The sequence below is a fragment of the Pseudomonas sp. MRSN 12121 genome, from assembly GCF_000931465.1.
Classification (GTDB): domain Bacteria; phylum Pseudomonadota; class Gammaproteobacteria; order Pseudomonadales; family Pseudomonadaceae; genus Aquipseudomonas.
The window spans coordinates 2699500-2717809 of record NZ_CP010892.1; the positions used below are offsets into that span (position 1 = coordinate 2699500).

At 59.8% G+C, this 18310-nt stretch carries 14 protein-coding genes; 7 read left to right on the forward strand and 7 right to left on the reverse strand.

All coding sequences use genetic code 11. The features are described 5' to 3' along the window. Positions 1–7 precede the first annotated feature (7 nt). Positions 8–1051 carry a glycine betaine ABC transporter substrate-binding protein gene (locus tag TO66_RS12430; protein ID WP_409077167.1) on the forward strand — a complete coding sequence of 348 codons (1044 nt, stop codon included), beginning with the start codon at positions 8–10 and terminating at the stop codon, positions 1049–1051. Beyond that, on the forward strand, positions 1048–1512 hold the full coding sequence (gene msrA, locus TO66_RS12435) for a peptide-methionine (S)-S-oxide reductase MsrA (protein ID WP_409077168.1): 465 nt from the start codon (positions 1048–1050) through the stop codon (positions 1510–1512). The genes TO66_RS12430 and msrA overlap by 4 nt, the downstream gene beginning before the upstream one ends. Positions 1513–3449: 1937 nt before the next feature. Here the strand turns inward: msrA and TO66_RS12440 are convergent. Genes TO66_RS12440 through TO66_RS12450 form a run of 3 tightly spaced genes read right to left on the reverse strand, consistent with a single transcriptional unit; the run spans position 3450 to position 9229 of the window. Beyond that, the gene (locus TO66_RS12440) at positions 3450–4868 is read right to left on the reverse strand and encodes an efflux transporter outer membrane subunit (protein ID WP_044462596.1); all 1419 of its coding nucleotides are present in this window, start codon (positions 4866–4868) and stop codon (positions 3450–3452) included. After that, positions 4852–6018 carry an efflux RND transporter periplasmic adaptor subunit gene (locus TO66_RS12445; RefSeq protein WP_044462597.1) on the reverse strand — a complete coding sequence of 389 codons (1167 nt, stop codon included), beginning with the start codon at positions 6016–6018 and terminating at the stop codon, positions 4852–4854. Before TO66_RS12445 ends, TO66_RS12440 begins: the two co-directional genes overlap by 17 nt. Next, entirely contained in the window at positions 6008–9229 is a 3222-nt protein-coding gene (locus TO66_RS12450; protein ID WP_044462598.1) for an efflux RND transporter permease subunit, read from the reverse strand. The genes TO66_RS12445 and TO66_RS12450 overlap by 11 nt, the downstream gene beginning before the upstream one ends. Positions 9230–9455: 226 nt before the next feature. Here TO66_RS12450 and TO66_RS12455 point away from each other — a divergent pair, with 226 nt between their 5' ends. The 3 genes from TO66_RS12455 to sigJ all read left to right on the forward strand — a co-directional run bounded on the left by TO66_RS12455 (position 9456) and on the right by sigJ (position 11426). Then, positions 9456–9866: a hypothetical protein gene (locus TO66_RS12455; protein ID WP_044462599.1), complete on the forward strand. Its 411-nt coding sequence runs from the start codon at positions 9456–9458 to the stop codon at positions 9864–9866. Between the two features lie 229 nt (positions 9867–10095). After that, complete coding sequence (locus tag TO66_RS12460) at positions 10096–10536, forward strand: carboxymuconolactone decarboxylase family protein (RefSeq protein ID WP_009048432.1); 441 nt, start codon at positions 10096–10098, stop codon at positions 10534–10536. Between the two features lie 2 nt (positions 10537–10538). After that, complete coding sequence (gene sigJ / locus TO66_RS12465; RefSeq protein WP_044462600.1) at positions 10539–11426, forward strand: RNA polymerase sigma factor SigJ; 888 nt, start codon at positions 10539–10541, stop codon at positions 11424–11426. 374 nt (positions 11427–11800) lie between these two features. Here sigJ and TO66_RS33325 read toward each other — a convergent pair whose 3' ends face one another. The 3 genes from TO66_RS33325 to TO66_RS12480 all read right to left on the reverse strand — a co-directional run bounded on the left by TO66_RS33325 (position 11801) and on the right by TO66_RS12480 (position 15024). Beyond that, positions 11801–12562, reverse strand: coding sequence for an HNH endonuclease (locus TO66_RS33325; protein WP_156162063.1), 762 nt, complete (start codon positions 12560–12562; stop codon positions 11801–11803). Positions 12563–12747: 185 nt separating this feature from the next. Beyond that, a complete protein-coding gene (locus TO66_RS12475) occupies positions 12748–14619 on the reverse strand; it encodes a DUF2075 domain-containing protein (protein WP_044462601.1) in 1872 nt (623 codons plus the stop codon). Between the two features lie 24 nt (positions 14620–14643). Further along, positions 14644–15024: a nucleotide pyrophosphohydrolase gene (locus TO66_RS12480; RefSeq protein ID WP_044462602.1), complete on the reverse strand. Its 381-nt coding sequence runs from the start codon at positions 15022–15024 to the stop codon at positions 14644–14646. A gap of 268 nt (positions 15025–15292) precedes the next feature. On the opposite strand from TO66_RS12480, the gene TO66_RS33330 reads away from it, so the two are divergent. Together TO66_RS33330 and TO66_RS33335 are read left to right on the forward strand one after the other, a co-directional pair. Then, complete coding sequence (locus TO66_RS33330) at positions 15293–16537, forward strand: hypothetical protein (RefSeq protein WP_156162064.1); 1245 nt, start codon at positions 15293–15295, stop codon at positions 16535–16537. Next, the gene (locus TO66_RS33335; protein ID WP_044462603.1) at positions 16524–17177 is read left to right on the forward strand and encodes a hypothetical protein; all 654 of its coding nucleotides are present in this window, start codon (positions 16524–16526) and stop codon (positions 17175–17177) included. The genes TO66_RS33330 and TO66_RS33335 overlap by 14 nt, the downstream gene beginning before the upstream one ends. A 288-nt stretch (positions 17178–17465) precedes the next feature. On the opposite strand, the gene TO66_RS12490 is transcribed toward TO66_RS33335, so the two are convergent. Next, positions 17466–17747 carry a hypothetical protein gene (locus tag TO66_RS12490; RefSeq protein WP_044462604.1) on the reverse strand — a complete coding sequence of 94 codons (282 nt, stop codon included), beginning with the start codon at positions 17745–17747 and terminating at the stop codon, positions 17466–17468. Positions 17748–18310: the final 563 nt, after the last annotated feature.

Genomic DNA, 18310 nt, shown 5'->3' on the forward strand with positions numbered 1-18310 from the left:
GTGTTCCTTGAGTCATTCCCTTTTCCGTACCCTCGGCGTGGCCGCCCTGGCACTAGGGCTTGCCCTGCCAGCCCTGGCCAAGGACAAGATCGTCATCGGCGAGCAGAACTGGACCGGCGCCATCGCCATCCAGAACATCCTCGGCGAGGTGATCAAGACCCGCCTCGACGGCGATGTGTCTTATCTGGCCGGCGACATACCGGTGCTGTTCGCCGCCGCGGCCAAGGGCGACGGCTCGGTGGACGTGCTGACCGATATCTGGCTGCCCAACCAGTCCGCCGCCTGGGCCAAGTACGTCACCGGCGGCAGCCGCTCCCTGGTGCCGAACAAGCAGCCGTACCTCGGCGTGCAGGGCTTCTATATCCCCGGTTACCTGCAAGACAAATACGGCGTGAAATCGGTCTACGACCTGCAGAAGCCCGAAGTGGCGAAACTCTTCGAGCCCCTGGGCGGCGGCAAGGCGCAATTGCTGGTGGGCCCGGCGGGCTGGGAGTCGACCTACATCGGCCAGATCAAGGCCAAGGATTTCGGTTTCGCCGATAAATTCGAATCGGTGTCCACCGAAGCCGCGGTGACCTACGCCAAGCTCGCCGCGGCCTACAAGGCCCAGCGCGGCGTGGTGTTCTACGCCTACACCCCGGACTGGATCTTCTCCGCCTTCGACCTGCGCCGTCTGGACGAACCGGCGTTCGACGGCTACGCCCAGGACAACAAGAAGGGCGACCCGCTGTACAAGGCCGACGGCTGCTGGAAATTCATCAGCCCGACGGTGGACGCCGACTGGCTGAACCAGAGCAAGATCACCTGCGCCTACCCGGACGCACGGGTCTATGTGCTGGCATCCACCGCCCTGCAAAAACGCGCGCCACGGATCGCCGCCTTCCTGGAGAACTTCAGCATTGACCCGCAGGCGCTCAACGACCTGATCCTCAAGATCGAGAAAGAGCAGCAACCGGCGGCGGAAGCGGCCAAGGCCTGGGTGGCGGCGCATCCGCAGATCGTCGACGGCTGGCTGGGCGCCAGTGGCGAGAAGGTGGGGGTGGCGCAATGAGCGGGGCGCCACTGAACAGCCTGGAACAGGCGACCTTCGGCGCCGGCTGCTTCTGGGGCGCCGAAGCGGCGTTCCGGACGCTGCCTGGGGTGCTGGAGACCCGGGTCGGCTATGCCGTGGAGGCGGGGGACGAAGCCGTGCAGATCGAGGTGGTGCAGGTGGATTTCGATCCGCGGGCGTTGGCGTATTCGAGCCTGGTCGAGCACTTCTGGGGGCTGCACGATCCGACCTCGGTGGATCGGCAGGGGGAGCATGGCGGGGTGAAGTATCGGTCGGCGATCTTCTATGCCACTGCGCAGCAGGCGGAGCAGGCGCAGTTGGCCAAGTTGGCGCTGCATGAGTCGGGGCGTTTGGGTAAGCCTGTGGCCACGGTGATAGTGCCTTTGGGGCGGTTTGAGTTGGCGGATGAAGCGCACCAGCGGTATCTGGAGAAGAATGGGTTGAGTAGTTGCCATATCTGAGTGTGGGGATGTTGCTGTAGGAGCGAGCAGGCGGCGATCCGACTTGCCCGCGATGGCTTTGCTTTTGGCGCTGTATGTTTTGGACGGTGTACATATCCATTGCTGCGGTCACGGCCGCCTATGGTTTCGCCCTTACGGCGAGTCCCTTTTTTTCAAACGCCAAAAAAAGGAACCAAAAAACGCTTGCCCCTCCATTCGGTGCCTCGCCTAGGCTCGGCATACCCTCACTCCGGTCTTGCTCCGGGGGCCGCCGCAAGGGGCCATCCCTGGCCCCGTGCGGCTAACTCGGCATTCCTGCCGAGTTGCCCCCTGCGCAAGACCTGCGTTCGGCCTCTGGGAACGGGGCGGGTAGATCAAGATCACAAGCCAAAGCCAAAGCCAAAGCCAAAGCCAAAGCCAAAGCCAAAGCCAAGGTACAGCTGACTGCTTTTGCCCCACTACCGCTCTCCCACCTGACACGCCTTATGTAGCCGCTGCCGAGCCCCAGCGAGGCTGCGATCGGCCCGCAGGGCCGCCAAACCTGACCCCTTGTAGGACCTGGAAAAACGCGGTGTCCGTCCGGCGAGTCCTTCGGCCTCGATCGCAGCCTCGCTGAGGCTCGGCAGCGGCTACGGGGAGTGTGTTTCAGGTGGGGCGTTTTGTGTTGTTTGGGGGCGGGACCGATAGCTCAAGAGCAAGATTGAAGCCCAGGCACAACCTTTCGCCACATGATGACTCTTCCGTCTGACACGCCTTGTGTAGCCGCTGCCAAGCGCCAGCGAGGCTGCGATCGGCCCGCAGGGCCGCCAAACCTGCCACCGCGTAAAACCTGAAAAAACGCGGTGTCCGCCCGGCGAGTCCTGCGGCCTCGATCGCAGCCTCGCTAGGGCTCGGCAGCGGCTACGGGGAGTGTGTTTCAGGTGGGGCGTTTTGGGTTGTTTTGGGGACGGGCCGGTAGCTTAAGAGCAAGGTCGAAGCCCAGGCACAATCTTTCTCCACACGATGACTCTTCCGTCTGACACGCTTTGTGTAGCCGCTGCCAAGCGCCAGCGAGGCTGCGATCGGCCCGCAGGGCCGCCAAACCTGCCACCGCGTAAAACCTGAAAAAACGCGGTGTCCGCCCGGCGAGTCCTGCGGCCTCGATCGCAGCCTCGCTAGGGCTCGGCAGCGGCTACGGGGAGTGTGTTTCAGGTGGGGCGTTTTGGGTTGTTTTGGGGACGGGCCGGTAGCTTAAGAGCAAGGTCGAAGCCCAGGCACAATCTTTCTCCACACGATGACTCTTCCGTCTGACACGCTTTGTGTAGCCGCTGCCGAGCGCCAGCGAGGCTGCGATCGGCCCGCAGGGCCGCCAAACCTGCCACCGCGTAAAACCTGGAAAAACGCGGTGCCCGCCCGGCGAGTCCTGCGGCCTCGATCGCAGCCTCGCCGGGGCTCGGCAGCGGCTACGGGGAGTGTGTTTCAGGTGGGGCGTTTTGTGTTGTTTGGGAGCGCGGGGTAGATCAAGAACAGAATCGCCAGCCAGCCAGCCAGCCAGGCCAGCCAGGCCAGCCAGGCCAGCCAGGCCAGCCAGGCCGGCCGGCAGGCCGCCTCGCGTTGTTTTTGATCTGGGCGCCCCGTTAACCACGATGGCCGAACGCAGGCATTGAGCCGTGGGTAACCCGGCAGGGATGCCGGGTTAGCCGCCCCAGGCCATGGATGGCCTGGGGCGGCGGCCCACGGATCAATGCCGGAGTGAGGGCATGCCGAGCCTCAGCGAGGCACCGAGTGGAGGGGCAAGAGCCCTTTGGTTACTTTGGGGCTTTTCCAAAGTGACTCGCCGTAAGGGCGAAACCATAAGCCGCCGTAACCGCAGCAATGGATATGTACCCGTCCAAAAAATGCAGCGCCAAACCCGACGTCATCGCGAGCAAGCTTCGCTCCTACAGAAGCACACAACCGCCAGTACCGTGATAGGGGCCTCAGGCCCCACCTTCCCACCCACCTCCCAACGCCACCACCAACCCCACACTCGCCTGCAACTCCCTTGTCCGCACCGCCTGCAACCCTCGCTGCGCCTGCAAGGCCGCAGTCTGCGCGGTGACCACGTCGAGATAACTCACGGCGCCGGCCTGGTAGCTGTTCATCGCCAGGGCCTGGGTATGCTCGGCGGCATTAACGGCCGCCTGCTGGTCCAGCGCCTCCTGACGCAGATCGCGCAGCTGGCCCAGGTTGTCTTCCACCTCGCGCACCGCCCGCAGCACCTGCCCGCGGTAATGCGCGGCGGCCTCCTCGAACTCGGCATGGGCCTGGCGTTCGTTGGCGCTCAGGCGGCCGCCGTCGAAGATCGGCAGGTTCATCAACGGCCCCAGCGCCCAGTAACGATTGCCCGCCGCCAGCAGGTTGCCGCTGCCCTGGGTCTGGCCGCCGAGCACCCCGGTCAGGCTGAAGTCCGGGTACCAGGCCGCCCGCGCGATGCCTATGCCGGCATTGGCGGCGAACACCCGGCGCTCCGCCGCGGCGATGTCCGGGCGGCGTTGCAGCAGGGCGCTCGGCAGCTGTTGCGGCACCCCGGGCAGGGTCAGCGTCTGAGTGACCGCTGGCAGTTGGAACTGGCTGGCCGGTTCGCCCACCAGCTCGCCGATCGCGTGCTCGGTGAGGTTGCGCTGGGCGCGCACGTCGTCGAGCTCGGCCTCGGCGCTGGCCAGCTGGCTTTGCGCGCGGGTCAGGTCCAGTTCCGAGGCGATCTGCCCCTGGTAACGGCTGCGGGTCAGCTCCAGGGCCTGGGCGTAATCGTCCAGGGAACGGCTGAGGATCCGGGCCTGGGCATCCAGGCCATCGAGCTGCACATAAAGCGTCGCCAGCTGTTTTTGCAGGCTCAGCCGCGCCGCTGCCAGGTCATCCCCGGAAGCCTCGGCCTGGGCGTCGCCGGCGGCGGCCTGGTTGCGCAGGCGTCCCCACAAGTCGAGGTCGAAATTTAGGGCAAAACCGGCGCTGTCGCTGTTGTACACCGAGGGCTGGCTGCTGCCGCGCAGAGGCCGGTGGTCCGACTGGCGCTGGCGCAAGGGCTGGGCGCTGGCGCTGATCTGCGGGAACAGCCCGGCGTGCAGTTGGCTGGCGTAGGCCTGGGCGCCGTCGTAGTGCGCCAGGGCCGCCGCCAGGTCGGGGTTGGCCTTGAGCAGGCGCTGCTGCAAGTCGTCCAGGCGCGGGTCCTGGTACAGCCGCCACCAGTGCGCGTCCAGGGCCTGGGGCGCCTGGGCCGGGTGCCAGGGACCGTCCGCCGTCTGCTCGCGAAACTGCTTGGGCAACTGCACCGGCGGCACCTGGTAGCGGGGCGCCAGCGAGCAGCCTTGCAAGGCCAGCAGCACCAGCGCGACTAGGGGTTCAAGCCTTGGACGCATGCTCACCCCCGGCGTCGGCCAGTTGCACCAGGTCGCCGTCGCGCAGGGCGTCGGGCGGGTTGTCGATCACCCGGTCGGCGGCGCGCAGGCCCTGGTCGATCACCAGCCGCGCGCCGAGATCCAGGCCGATGTGGATGTCCTGCAGGTGCACATGATTGTGCTCATCGAGCAGCGCCACCTGGGTGCCCTGGGCGCGGAAGATCAAGGCACTGGCCGGAATGCTCACGCCCCGGGTGTCGGCGGGCAGCGCCAGGCTGGCCTCGGCGTAGTCGCCGGGCAGCAGCGCGCCGTCGGGGTTGTCGGCGACGAACTGGGCGAGCAGGGTGCCGGAGCGCGGGTCGACGGCGGTGGAGTCGCCGATCAGCCGCGCGCTGAATTGCTGGCCGGGGTGTTCCGGCACCGTCAGCTGGGCCGTGAGGCCCGGGTGGACCACGCTGGCGTAGTTCTGCGGAATCGGCACATAGAGCCGCAGCTTGTGGGTGTCGGCGAGGTCGAACAGCTCCGGGTCGGCGTCGGTGTCGGCCTTGATCAACTGGCCGATATCGGTGTGGCGCGCGGTGATGATCCCGGCGAACGGCGCGCGGAGGGTCTTGTAGTCTTCCAGCGCGGTAAGCCGCGCGTAGTCGGCCGCGGCGGCCTCGGCATTGGCCTTGGCGGCCGCGGCGTTGGAGGTTTTCTCGTCGGCCTCCTGGCGCGACACCGAGTGGCTGGCCACCAGGTTCTGCCAGCGCAGGGCGGTGGTCTGCGCCAGTCGCGCGTTGGCCTGCTCCTGCACCAGCCGCGCATGAGCCTGCGCCACCTGCTGGTCGAGGTCAGGGCTGTCGATCTCGGCCAGGACTTGCCCGGCCTCGACCTTGGCGCCGATGTCGCTGCTCCAGCTTTTCAGGTAGCCGCTGACCCGCGCATGGATCGGCGCCTTGCTCCAGGCTTCCAGGTGCGCCGGCAGGCGCAGGGTGTCGCCCTGGCGGTTCTGCTGCGGCTGGAACACCAGCACCTGGGGCACGGCGGCGGCTTCGGTCCAGGCGCTTACTGCCTGTTCATGCCGGGTGCGCGCGGCCAGCCCGTTGGCCACCAGCAGGGCGGCCAGGGTCAGGCCGCCGAGGCCCAGCCACAGCAGGCGTTTGCGCGAAGGGGTGTGTTCAGGCGACATGGGTGCTTTCTCCAGCGACAGCGGAAGGGGAATGACGGCCGTGGACCAGGCTGAAGACCACGGGAACGAACAGCAGGGTGGCGGTGGTGGCGAGGATCAGGCCGCCGATCACGGCGCGGCCCAGGGGCGCGTTCTGCTCCTCCGACAGGGCCAGCGGCAGCATGCCGATGATCATCGCCAGGGCGGTCATGCACACCGGGCGAAAGCGCGTGTAGCCGGCCTCCAGCGCGGCCTTGAGGGCATCGCCGTGTTCCGCCAGGCGCTCGCGGCAGAAGCTCACCACCAGGATCGAGTTGGCCGTGGCCACGCCCATGCAGAGGATGGCCCCGGTCAGCGCCGGCACCGACAGCGAGGTGCCGCTGAGGAACAGCATCCACACGATCCCGGCCAGGGCCGCCGGCAGCGCGGTGATGATCACGAACGGGTCGAGCCAGGACTGGAAGTTGACCACGATCAGCAGGTAGATCAGCACCACCGCGCCGAGCAGGCCCAGGCTCAGGCCGCTGAAGGCTTCATGCAGGGCATCGATCTGCCCGTGCAGGCTGATGGTCGCGCCCTTGGGCCGCAGCGCCGCGCTGTCGTCCAGGACCTTTTGGATATCCCGGGCTACGCCACCGAGGTCGCGGCCCTGGACGTTGGCGTAGAGGTCCAGGGTCGGCTGGATGTTGTAGTGGGTGACCACCGCCGGGCTGTCGACCCGGGTGATGGTCGCCAGGCCGCCGAGGATCTGCGACTGGCCGTTGCTGCCGGTCACCGGCAGCGCCTCCAGGGACGGCAGGCTGTCCAGGCGGTACTGCGGGGTAGCGGCGACGATCGAGTAGGACACGCCGTTCTGCGGGTTGAGCCAGAAGGTCGGCGCCACCTGCGAGCTGCCGGCCAAGGAGGCCACCATGCTGTTGGTCACGTCGCGCTCGGTGATCCCCAGGCCGTTGGCCCGCAGGCGGTCGACCTTGACCGCCAGCGACGGGTAGCCGCTGGACTGCTGGATGCGCAGATCGGCGATGCCCGGCACATGCCGCAGGCGCCGTTGCAGCTCCAGGGCATAGGCGCGGTTGGCGTCGCCATCGGGCCCGGAGATTTTCACGTCCAGCGGCGCCGGCGCGCCGAAGTTGAGGATCTGGCTGCTGATGTCCGCCGGCAAAAAGGCGAACTGGCTGCCGGGGAAACTTTCCGGCAGGGCCTCGCGCAGCTGCTTCACGTAATCGGCGGTCGGCGCGTGGCCGGGCTTGAGGGTGACCTGGATATCGCCGTCCTGCGGGCCGATGGTGCCGCTGCTGGCGTAGGCCATGTCGATGCCGCTCAGGGGAATGCCGATGTTGTCGATCACGCTGTCCAGCTGCTCCGGCGGAATCACCTCGCGAATCCGCGCCTCGATGCGGTCGAAGGCCGCCGCGCTTTCCTCGATCCGCGTGCCCAGGGGCAGGCGCACATGCAGGGCCAGGGCGCCGGCATCGGTGACCGGGAAGAAGTCCTGGCCGAGGCTCGGCAGCAGGGCGAAGGAGGCCAGCACACAGGCCAGGAAACCCAGCAGGAAGCGCTTGCGATTGGCCAGGGCCAGGGTCAGCAGGCCGTGGTAGGTGTCGCGCACATTGGAGAAGCGCCGCTCGAAGCCCTGCTGGAACCCCAGCAGCCCACGCACCAGGGCATGCCGCGGCCGGGCATGCTGCTCACCTTCGTGGTGGTTGATGAAGTCATCTTCCGGGTGATGCCCCGGCCCGGCTTCCGGCACGTGGGGCTTGAGCAGGTACATGGCCAGGGTCGGCACCAGGGTCCGCGAGAGAATGAACGAGCTGGCCATGGCGAAGATCACCGCCAGCGCCATCGGCCGGAACAGGTAACCGGCGATGCCCTGCAACAGGAACATCGGCACGAAGACGATGCAGATGCACAACAGCGAGACGAACGCCGGGCCGACGATCTGCCGGGCACCGTCGAGGATCGCCACCTTCACCGCCTTGCCCTGTTCCAGGTGCCAGTTGATGTTCTCGATGGTCACCGTGGCGTCGTCCACCAGGATCCCCACCGCCAGCGCCAGGCCGCCGAGGGTCATCACGTTCAAGGTCTGGCCGGTGGCGGCGAGCAGGGCGATGGCGGCGAGCACCGCCAGGGGGATCGAGGCGGCGATGATCAAGGTCGAGCGCCAGCTGCCGAGGAACAGCAGGATCATCGCGCTGGTCAGCAGCGCGGCGATGATGCCTTCGCGGGCGACGCTGCCCACCGACTGCTTGACGAACACCGAGGCATCGCCCAGCAGCGAGGTCTTCAGCGCTGGCGGCAGGGTTTCGTCGATGCGCGGCAGCATCTGGCGGATGCCGTCGACGATCGACAGGGTGGAGATATTGCCGTTCTTCAGCGCCGGCATCAGCACCGCGCGGTGGCCGTCGACCCGCACGATATTGCTCTGCGGCGGCGAGCCGTCGCGCACGTGGGCCACCTGGCCGATGGTGATCAGCGCGCCGTCGACGGTCTTGATCGGCAGGTCGTTGAGCTCGTCGATGGCGGTCGGGCTGTTGTTCAGCAGCACCGTGTACTCACTGGCGCCGAGCTTGGCGGTGCCCACCGGGATGATCTGGTTCTGCGCCGCCAGGGCATTGCCCACGTCCTGCGCCGACAGGCCCTTGGCGGCCAGCGCCTGCGGGTCCAGGTCGAGGGTGATCTGCCGCTGCTTGCCGCCCATGGGCGTCGGCATCGCCAGCCCGGGCACGGAGCTGAGCGGCAGGCGGATGCTGTTCTGCACCAGGTCGCGAATCTTCGCCTCCGACAGGGTCGGGCTGGAAAACGCCATCTGCAAAATCGGCACCGTCGAGGCGCTGTAGTTGAGGATCAGCGGCGGGGTGATGCCCGGTGGCATCTGCTTGAGCACGGTTTGCGACACCGCCGTGACCTGGGCGTTGGCGGTGCGGATATCCACCCCGGGCTGGAAGAAGATCTTGACGATGCCCATGCCCGGCAGCGACTGCGATTCGATGTGCTCGATGTCGTTGACCGTGGTGCTCAGCGAGCGCTCGTAGGTGTAGATCACCCGCCCGGCCATGGCGTCCGGCGACAGCCCGGTGTACTGCCAGACCACCGCCACCACCGGGATGCCGATGTCCGGGAACACATCGGTGGGCGTACGCAGGGCCGCCAGCGGCCCGATGATGCAGATGAAAATCGCCAGCACGATAAACGTGTAGGGCTTGAGCAGAGCGGTCTTGACCAGCCCGAGCATGCGGTGGACCTCCGGGGAGTGGGATTGCAAACCCCGGCAGCCTGCCGCGACCCACCTAACACGCGGCTTTCAGCCAGGTGAAGGAAGTTTTAGGTTGGGCCTTAACTTCCTTTCATGGGGATTCATTTGTCCTGCGCCCGGGCCCTCGACAAGCTGGATGGCAATCCGGCGCGACGGCTTTTTCCCCGTCGTCCCCTGTCGATTTTTTATTGCCGAGGTGCCTGCCATGAATACCAAACCCCTGCTGCTGATTCCCGCCCTGAGCCTGGTGCTGCTGCTTTCCGCCTGCGCCGGCCCGATGCCCAAACCCGACCCTAGCGAAGCCTGGATCAGCCTCGAAGAAGAGGGCCCCAGCGACCTGATGGCCGAACGCGTCGATGGCAAGAACGTCAACGACGGCCGCTACTTCGAAGTCCAACCCGGCGCCCACCGCCTGGACGTGACCCTGTTCGAAGAAGTCGGCGGCGACTCCGACCAGGTCGATTGCCGCGGGTCTGTGAGCTACCCGAACTTCAAGGCGGGGGAGCACTACAAACTGGTGGAATCGACCCTGGGCACCGAGGTGCGGGCGCGGTTGTATGACGGAAAGGGGAAGCAGGTGGCGAGTGCGCGTGGGTTTGAGTGTATGCCGGGGTAGGGTGGGGCTTGTTCCTGAAAGTGTCGGCACTGCTGACACAATTGTTCGAAGTCCTGAGTTGAGCGCTAAAGTCGCGCCACTGGTGCGACAAATTCGCCCCGAGGCTCTGAAGAAGCCTGCTGTGGAGGAGTCGGTTTAGAGGGAAGCGAATTATTTTTCCGCCACCCCGTCACAAACCCCCAGGCTGGCCCGTCATGTCGGTGTATCCCTCAATTAACGGAGCCACCCCATGTCATCCAGCCACCCCACCCAAGCCGTCAATCTGCTGCAAACCATCCCCGAGATCTTCGAAAGCCTGGGCCAGGTCCACGGCCTGATCGACGCCCATGGCCTTGAGCGCAAACTGCATCACCTGGTGGTGCTGCGTGCCTCGCAGATCAACCAGTGCGGCTTCTGCGTGAAGATGCACACCCGCGAAGCCCGGGAAGACGGCGAAAGCAACGAGCGCCTGGACCGCCTGGTCGTCTGGCGCCACGTCAGCGACTTCAGCGCCGCCGAACGCGCCGCCCTGGCCTGGACCGAAGCCCTCACCGTGCTGCGCGAAGACACCGACTTCGGTCCCTTGCGCGCCGCCCTGCGCGAACATTTCAGCGAAGCGCAGATCGCCGCCTTGACGGCCGATATCGGCATGATCAACCTGTGGAATCGCTTGCAGGTGTCGAGGCACTGAAGATGGATCGAATCGATGACACGACGGTGTTCGAAAGCCGTCGCAGCTTCCTGCTGGGCCTGGCCTACCGCCTCCTCGGTTCCCGCGCTGAGGCCGAAGACGTGGTGCAAGACCTGTTCATCAAATGGCTGGAGGCCGACCAGGCCTCCATCGCCAACCCCGCCGCCTGGCTGACCACCGCCTGCACCCGTCACTGCATCGACCTGCTGCGCTCCGCCCGCCGCGCCCGGGTCGACTACATCGGCACCTGGCTGCCGGAACCGATCCACACCCTGCACCACGAATCCCCCGAACAGAGCCATGAACTGGCCTCGTCGCTGTCCACCGCCTTTCTGCTTTTGCTCGAGCGCCTGACGCCCAAGGAGCGCGCTGCTTATCTGCTGTATGACATCTTTGACCTGGACTACTCACAAGTAGCCGCGGCCCTGGATGTTCAGGAAGCTACCTGCCGCAAACTGGTGTCCCGCGCTAAAGCCAGTCTGGGTAACGCTCAGGTGCGTTACCAACCGGAGCCGTCCCGCCAGCAAGAACTGCTGAGTGCCTTTCATGCTGCCATCGCCAGTGGCTCTACTCAGGGGCTGGCGGCGTTGTTGTCCGAGGATGTTGAGCTGTGTGCCGATGGTGGCGGTAAGGCGAGTGCCATTCGCGAGACCTTGTATGGGCTGGAGGCGGTGTTGGCGTTTGTGGGCGAGTCGTTGAGCCGGTACTGGCGGGAGTATCAGTGGCAGGAGGTGGAGATCAATGGTGGGCGTGGGGTGGTGTTGCGTGGGGGAGAGGAGGTGGTGGCGGTGGTGAGTTTTGGGTATGACGAAGGGGGGCGGGTGAATCGCGTCTTTATCATGCGCAATCCGGATAAGTTGGTGGGGTTGGGGAGTGGGGTGTTGGTGTGATGTTGTATCACACCGTTCCGAGTGCTGCGGATTGGCAAATAGGTGATTAATGCCGATCAGTTAGGCGACGGCGATCCACTGTAGGAGCGAAGCTTGCTCGCGATGGTCGTTAACGATAACCGTGCATTGACTGGATAAACGCAGCGTTCTCGAGCCCATCGCGGGCTGTCGAGCGTCGACTGGCCTCAGCCAAAGCGACCAAGTAGGCGACCAAGTAAACGACTAAGTAACCCGCTGCACATGAGGCGACGTGAGTGGCCAATTAGATGATCCAACCTGTGAGGTTGGGTGAGCAGTGGCTTGTGAGTTTTGATGGTGATGCGGTGGCTGAGCCCTATAAACCATCAACAAACGGACGATGTAAAAAACACTGCTTACTCCCGATTGGTTTGATAGCGCGCCTTTACCTCCGCCACACTCAGCCACTTGCGCCGCGAATGCACCACGCGATGACAATTGGCACATAGCAACGCCAGGTCAGTGAGCTTGGTTTTATCGCCAGGTTGGAGCGTGTGCAGTGGTTTGGTGTGGTGAACATCGATAATGCCCTCGATATCCAAGCCATAGGTTTTGCTGAAGTTGAAGCCGCAGGCTTCGCACTTGAGTTCACCGTGTTGCTTGAGGGCTTCGTCCTTTTTATGTTTGACGAGCTTTTTGTCCCTTTCCCGTACCCGGTGTACCCGGGTGAGTACCTTGCCTTCCTCTGCCTCTAAGAAGCCCGGCTCTTCCTCTTCATTCAAATTGATAGGTGTCGTGGTGCTGGACTCGACGTTGGCATTGATGGCGGCCACTACTTCGGCAAGTCGCTTGGGGTTATTAGCGAATTCCAGCCATACCAGCTCTTCGTCCTTGTTGCCTTTCGCAAGCCCCGTCCGACCGGAGTCGGTGTAGCTCGGATCCCAGCGCCGGAAGTTGTTGAGCTTCATGTAAACACCATTGGCATTGCGAAAGCTCTGGTTCTTGCTCATGCCAGTGGCGTTGCCAATCAGATTGAGGCTCTGCGACAAAGCTTGGACTTCCGGGTGGTTCTTACCGGGCAACCCATCGCGATGGCGCAGGTAAAGGTCCAGGGCTAGGACAAGTTCGTCGCGACTCCAAGCGGGATTGGACTGGTTACTGGCGGGTGAGGAGGGCATGAGTCTATCCGTAGATTTCCCGTTTCTTTGTAGGAAGAAACGCAATATTCAATAAGGATATTCTCGTCTGATAGCGTTTGGGAATCATGCCGTGTGCGAATGAGGTTCGCTGGCGGGAGGGAGGCTCGAAAGGGCTTCCCGAGCACAGTCACTTTCATAGTGGTGTGCTCGGGGTGGGGGATCTATCAGTCGTTACTTTGCTCAGCTAGCCGGCTCGCAAAATACTGCGCGGTCTCTGGATCGGTACAGTACAGATAGCAACCTTTCATCCCACGGGTCATCAAGGTTCGATAGGTGTTTTTGATGATCAGATCCGTCTCCTGTTGCGCAAGAACAGGCTGTTCCTTCATCAACTTTTTCCAACCGCGGATCGACTTGTCGTATTTGTCCCGCTCATGAGGCGAAGTCACTACCTTGCCATCACGCACGATCAGGTCCGGCCCGATGATCACGCCGATATAATCCACCTCCAGCCCTTGGCAGGTGTGGATACAGCCGACTTGTTCTACGGAGTTGTCCGCGATGATCCACAAGCTGCCGTCCTGGTCCAGGTTCCATTGACGTGCGTAGTTATCACCGATCTCAATATCCATGGCCTTGGAGTCTTTCTTGCTACGCCATGGCCAGCAATAGCCAGCGACAACACGCGCTTTGTTGCCATGGTTCTTCTCCTCGATAGCTGCGTGCATCGCCTGCGGAGAATCAAATACCTTGAACTCATACTCGCTGGCATCGAGCAATGGGTTGGCGGTCTCTCGAATACCCAGTACATCATCCAGCCACGCTAAGTAACCATCGGAACCACTGCAACGGAACTGGGAAGACAGGGTGTATTCCTCCACAGTCGCCCCTCTGGCTTCGGCAAAAGCACGGATAGCTTGTTTGCTACCAATGTCCTTTAAGGTCACGCGCTGATCTTCGTCGATAAAGAACACCGAGCATTTGGCGGACCCGATCAGTTCCTTGATCTGGTTATCACCCTCGTTGCCATAAAAACCACTTTTTTCATTGAGCCTATGGGCCTCATCAACGATCAGCGCGTCATAAAAATCAGGCTTGATTTCCGTATAGGCACCGGAACCGGAAAATAGGCTGGAGAACTTGGTGGGTTTGACGGTGCCGACCAGTTTCTTTTCGTACACAGCGCGTGGCGCGGCGTTTTTCGAGACATATCTGCTCATCAACTGTAAGGCGGTGAGCCTTACCAACAAGTTGATGGCCACGACCGTTTTTCCGGTCCCTGGACCGCCCTCAATGATCACGACCTTTGGAGCATCGGCAGAGGCTTCTGTGACCGCAGCGAGTACCGACTCAAAGACGGTCTTCTGATCATCGATCAGAACGAACTCAGGCTTGCCCTCCATCAGACCACTCAGCGCTTCAGCCAACGCCTTGGATGGGCGAGTCTTGCCGGTGGAAAGCTCGTAGAGCACCTCTTTGTTGTCGCCGTAATAGATGTGCTGCTTGAGGAAGCTTCTCAGCTTCGTCAGTTCGTCTGGGCCCTTAAGGAATAACGGTGCCTTGCTGGTATAGGCGTCGTAGTGAGCCGAGTCGATAACGCCATCGCTGACATAGTTATGCAGATAGGCGCAGGGGCGGACTTGGATGCCTTTGTCATAGACAGCCTCATTGAAACCCTCCAGCAAAGTGGCGTACGACCACACCTGATAGGACGGGTGAATGGTTTCAACATGACTGCCACCTAGCACCGTTTTTACGATTGCATCCTTGCTGGTGGCGCTGGCTTTGCTCCACTGCTTCAGTTCGACTAGCACTGCATTTTTTGTCTGATGTTGATCGTGGCCTGTCAACAAGAAGTCGATGCGTTTCATGGACTGCGGAATGTGCAGCTCAATGGCCACGCCAGCGTCATCCGGCAGATCCTTATCGCGTAGGACCTTGGCCATATAAGTCAGCGAACCTTGCCAAGATCTGATCTCCGAAGCGGCTACTTTCTTGCCCGTGGCCTCTTTGAAGTGCTTGAGGATGACCTCTTCGATATCGTCGTTATCGCAAACGTCGAGGAAGTGCTGTTTGGTCGCGGCGTAAACGATCACGAATAGTCCTTAGAGCCCAGAGGGTCAGAGTTGGTCGTACTTCTTGCTAGTGCTTTTGGCTTTGTCGACGGGGTACTTCTGACCGTTCAACGCGAGTTTGCTGGTCACCGCTTCGTTGAGGTCGATGCCCAAAACAGTGCTTAGGCGCACCAGGTACATCAGTACGTCAGCCAATTCGTCCTTCACTGCTTGAGCGGTTTCTGGGCGTTTGGCTGCATCCAAGGCATCGGCTTCGCTCATCCATTGGAAGATTTCGCAGAGCTCTCCGGTTTCACCGGTGAGGGCCAGGAGCAGGTTCTTGGGGGAGTGGAACTGCTGCCAGTCGCGGTCGTCGGCAAAGCGCTGTAGCGCGGTTGCTAAGCGGGTGATGTCGAGTAATGGGGGGGAGTCAACAGCGGTGCTCACAATCTCGCCTCTTGGTTGACTACAGCTGGTGCGACAGGGAGCTGTGTCAGAAATGGGAAGGGGGATTGTAGGAGATTTCGTTTTTTGGGGAAGGTTTTTTGCTGGTGTACGTTGAGGGGATTTGTATGAAGCCCCACCGTATCTTGTATGGCCATCATCGTGCCGCCCTGTCATCATCCACCCCATACGACTATGGGATAGACCCGACGCCACTTCTGTCACCCGCTATCAAGATTTAGAACATAAGCCTGTAATAAAAGGATTTAAGATGCTGCAAAATTTGAAGATTGCCCTCCTAACCAAAGATCAAAATGTATGGTTCATACGTGCAGAAAAAGGGAGGTATGCCAAACACTTTCGTGCAGGAGGTGTAATTGCAATTGAACACTTGGAAAGGGCTTATGACGAAAACATTCCCAGTGAACTACCTACTGAGGAATTTCTTAAGGCTCGATTGTTAAGTAACGAAAAATATAGTGAATTTCGGGATAATACAGACGGGAAGGAGAGCCGAAAACTCAATAGGTCCGGATTCAATGTTCTAAATCAAATCAAACGGTTTGCAAACGAAATAAGGTGCGGTGATCTAATTGTCACTCGAAACGAAAAGGATGACGGCTACAGCTTCGGTATCTGCAGTGAAACTATTCCGTATATTGATCATGCCCCCATTCGTGTGCCGATTACCAAGAAAGATGGTACCCCCGGATTTGAGCGGTCTACCCTAACGTATAAACTCCGAAAACGTGTGGTTTGGGGGCCGTCAATCTCTCGGTCTGAACTACCTGGTGCGGTTAGAAAGGCTACAAGCGGTCAGCAGACAGTTACGTGCTTAAATAATCACAAAGAAAAAATCTTTCATTTAATTTACCCATTTTTCACAGATGGTGAATCACTGTTTTTTTCAAACAAAATCAAAACCAATCATCGTGTAAATGCCCTTGCTATAGGTAAATTATTCCAGAACGTTGCGCTAATAAAAGGTCTTAGTGAGGCGCTTCTTGGTGAAGGTGCTTTTGATATTAATCAGTTGTCAGGTTTAATTGAGAGTGCAATACTTCTAGGGAAAAGTGACATAGTTACATGTCAAGCTGAGTTTATGTCTCCTGGTGATATGTGGTGCAGAATACCGCTTGTTGGAGACACTCTTGCAAATCAGCTTTTTGCTTGTGTTTTAGCCTGTCTTTTACTTACGGGGCAAGTAAATTCCACGGAGATAGCCAATTTAACGAACAATGAGGCTACACCAACACTTGCTATAAAGAATGATAGTAGTGACATATTTCTTGACAGATATAAAACGCCAGCGATATCCCAGAAGCTAAAATCAATCGCAAAGTCCGCTGGCTCTCAAGCTGAAAAGATAGAGAATAGCGAAAGTCAAGAGCACACAATCATTGAGGTAAAGAAAAGCTTAAATCTAAATGTTACAAAGGTGGATACTCAAAAGCTTGAAAACTTCGAGTTCGGCATCAACGTATTAGAGATAGGGAGATCTCATGAAAATCCTTGAACCAATTAGTAGCGCTCTGTTAATAACTGGATGTATTTATGCTACAGGTACAAGCCAGAATAGCGCATTTATGCGTGGGTTCGGCATTAACCCAGAGTTTAGTCAGCCATCGATTGACAAAATATTATATGACGGAGGACTCATCACGTTTGAGGTTTTCTATGAGCATTTAAAGTGGATTTCATTGTTTGCTCTAGCTGTTTTGCTTGTTATGGTTTTTATTTGGGGTGTGGTGAGGTTTATAAGTCCTGGGTTGGTAGCTACTGTGGTTGCTAGTGTGTTGAGTCGGGTTGATCAAATAAAAGGCGCATTAAGCTATACACCAGTCGGCATTCTTTTGCTTCTTTATATAATGTATTTGTGTTTTTCGTCATACCAAAAATCTCAGGAAGTCGGGGTGAAGCTTTCAGAGGTATTCATGGAGAGCTGTCATTGGGTGGTTTTAAAAGATAAGAAAAGTACTACCAAGGCCTGTGCATTCAGGAAGGATAAAGACTCTATTTGGTATTACACCATTAAAGAAGGAAGTTTGGATATAAATTCCAAGCTGCTGGCAGGACTAGACCAGGTCACCTATTTGGAACCTCAGGAAAACTCGACTAGCTCCGAGCCCCCTAAAGATAAGAAAGAGAGCTTGTAGCTTTTAAGATCTGAGTGCATTTGTATCTAAAGGTGCACGAAAATCTATTTTGAATGACGTGTTGGGTAGAGTTCAACGCTATCAATAGAGTTGGTCGATAAGTTATTTGTGATGATTTTTAAGGTGTCGTAAAGGTTGAGTGCTTGACAGGGTTCGCTAAGCTCAAGGTAGGTTCATAGTTTTGCGATTTGCTTTTCTATGACAAGTCTTAAGCAGTATCTTGTCCGTGAGTAACTCTTGTTGGGAGGGATATAAAGCCGGGCTAGGCCGGCTTTATATCCCTCTAATTCATACCTGAAAGTCCCGTATTTCAATTACTGCCAACACATCCCGCACATCCTGCAGCAACAACCGGGCGGTATTAGTCACCGTACCGATGTCCTTGTCGCTGGAGTCTCTCAACATAGTACAGGCCATCAAACTCAGATAATCGAGTGCAGTAACCAACCGCTCACTAGCACACGCATGCAAATCCACCAACGGCGCATGGCTGTCGATAAACAGCACCGGTCCATCGCTAGCAATTGGGGTTAGAGGGATAAAGCGTTCGGATGGATTTTGAGTATTCATGGTGTCGTTTCTTCCAAAGAATGAAAAATCGCCACCTGTTGCTGCGAATCAACTGGGTGGCAGCTGTACGCGGGTTCGCAGACCGAGGAAAGAAACAAACCCGGCAGACCCAGAGGTCTCCCACGCACAGCTGCCATAAACGAAGCGCAGGCGGAGTTTGCCTGAGTTGTCATTGACTGTGTTGTTTGATTCTTTCTGTTGGGCTGCGAAACCCTGTCGCTGACCGGGGTCAGCAGACAGAGGAACTATAGGTGTTGGGGTAATGACGGCGCAGTAGGATCTATCTAGTTTGGCTGTAAGGGTCGTCTGTGTTTGCCTCTCAACCCCTTCAGCAGATTGCCCAACGGCCGGTTGGACAATTTCAGTGTTCGGCCAGGTTGCTGCTGCGGCAAAGAGCGCTATCAACGAGCGGTTAATGAGTCGCCGCAATAGGTATGTCTGAACAATCGGGGTGTGCCGGTTTGGGGCCGCTGCGCGGCCCATCGCAGCCTCGCTGGCGCTCGGCAGCGGCTACGGGACCGTAGCGATACCCTCTGATCCTCCCGCCGACTTTGCTATCCTGC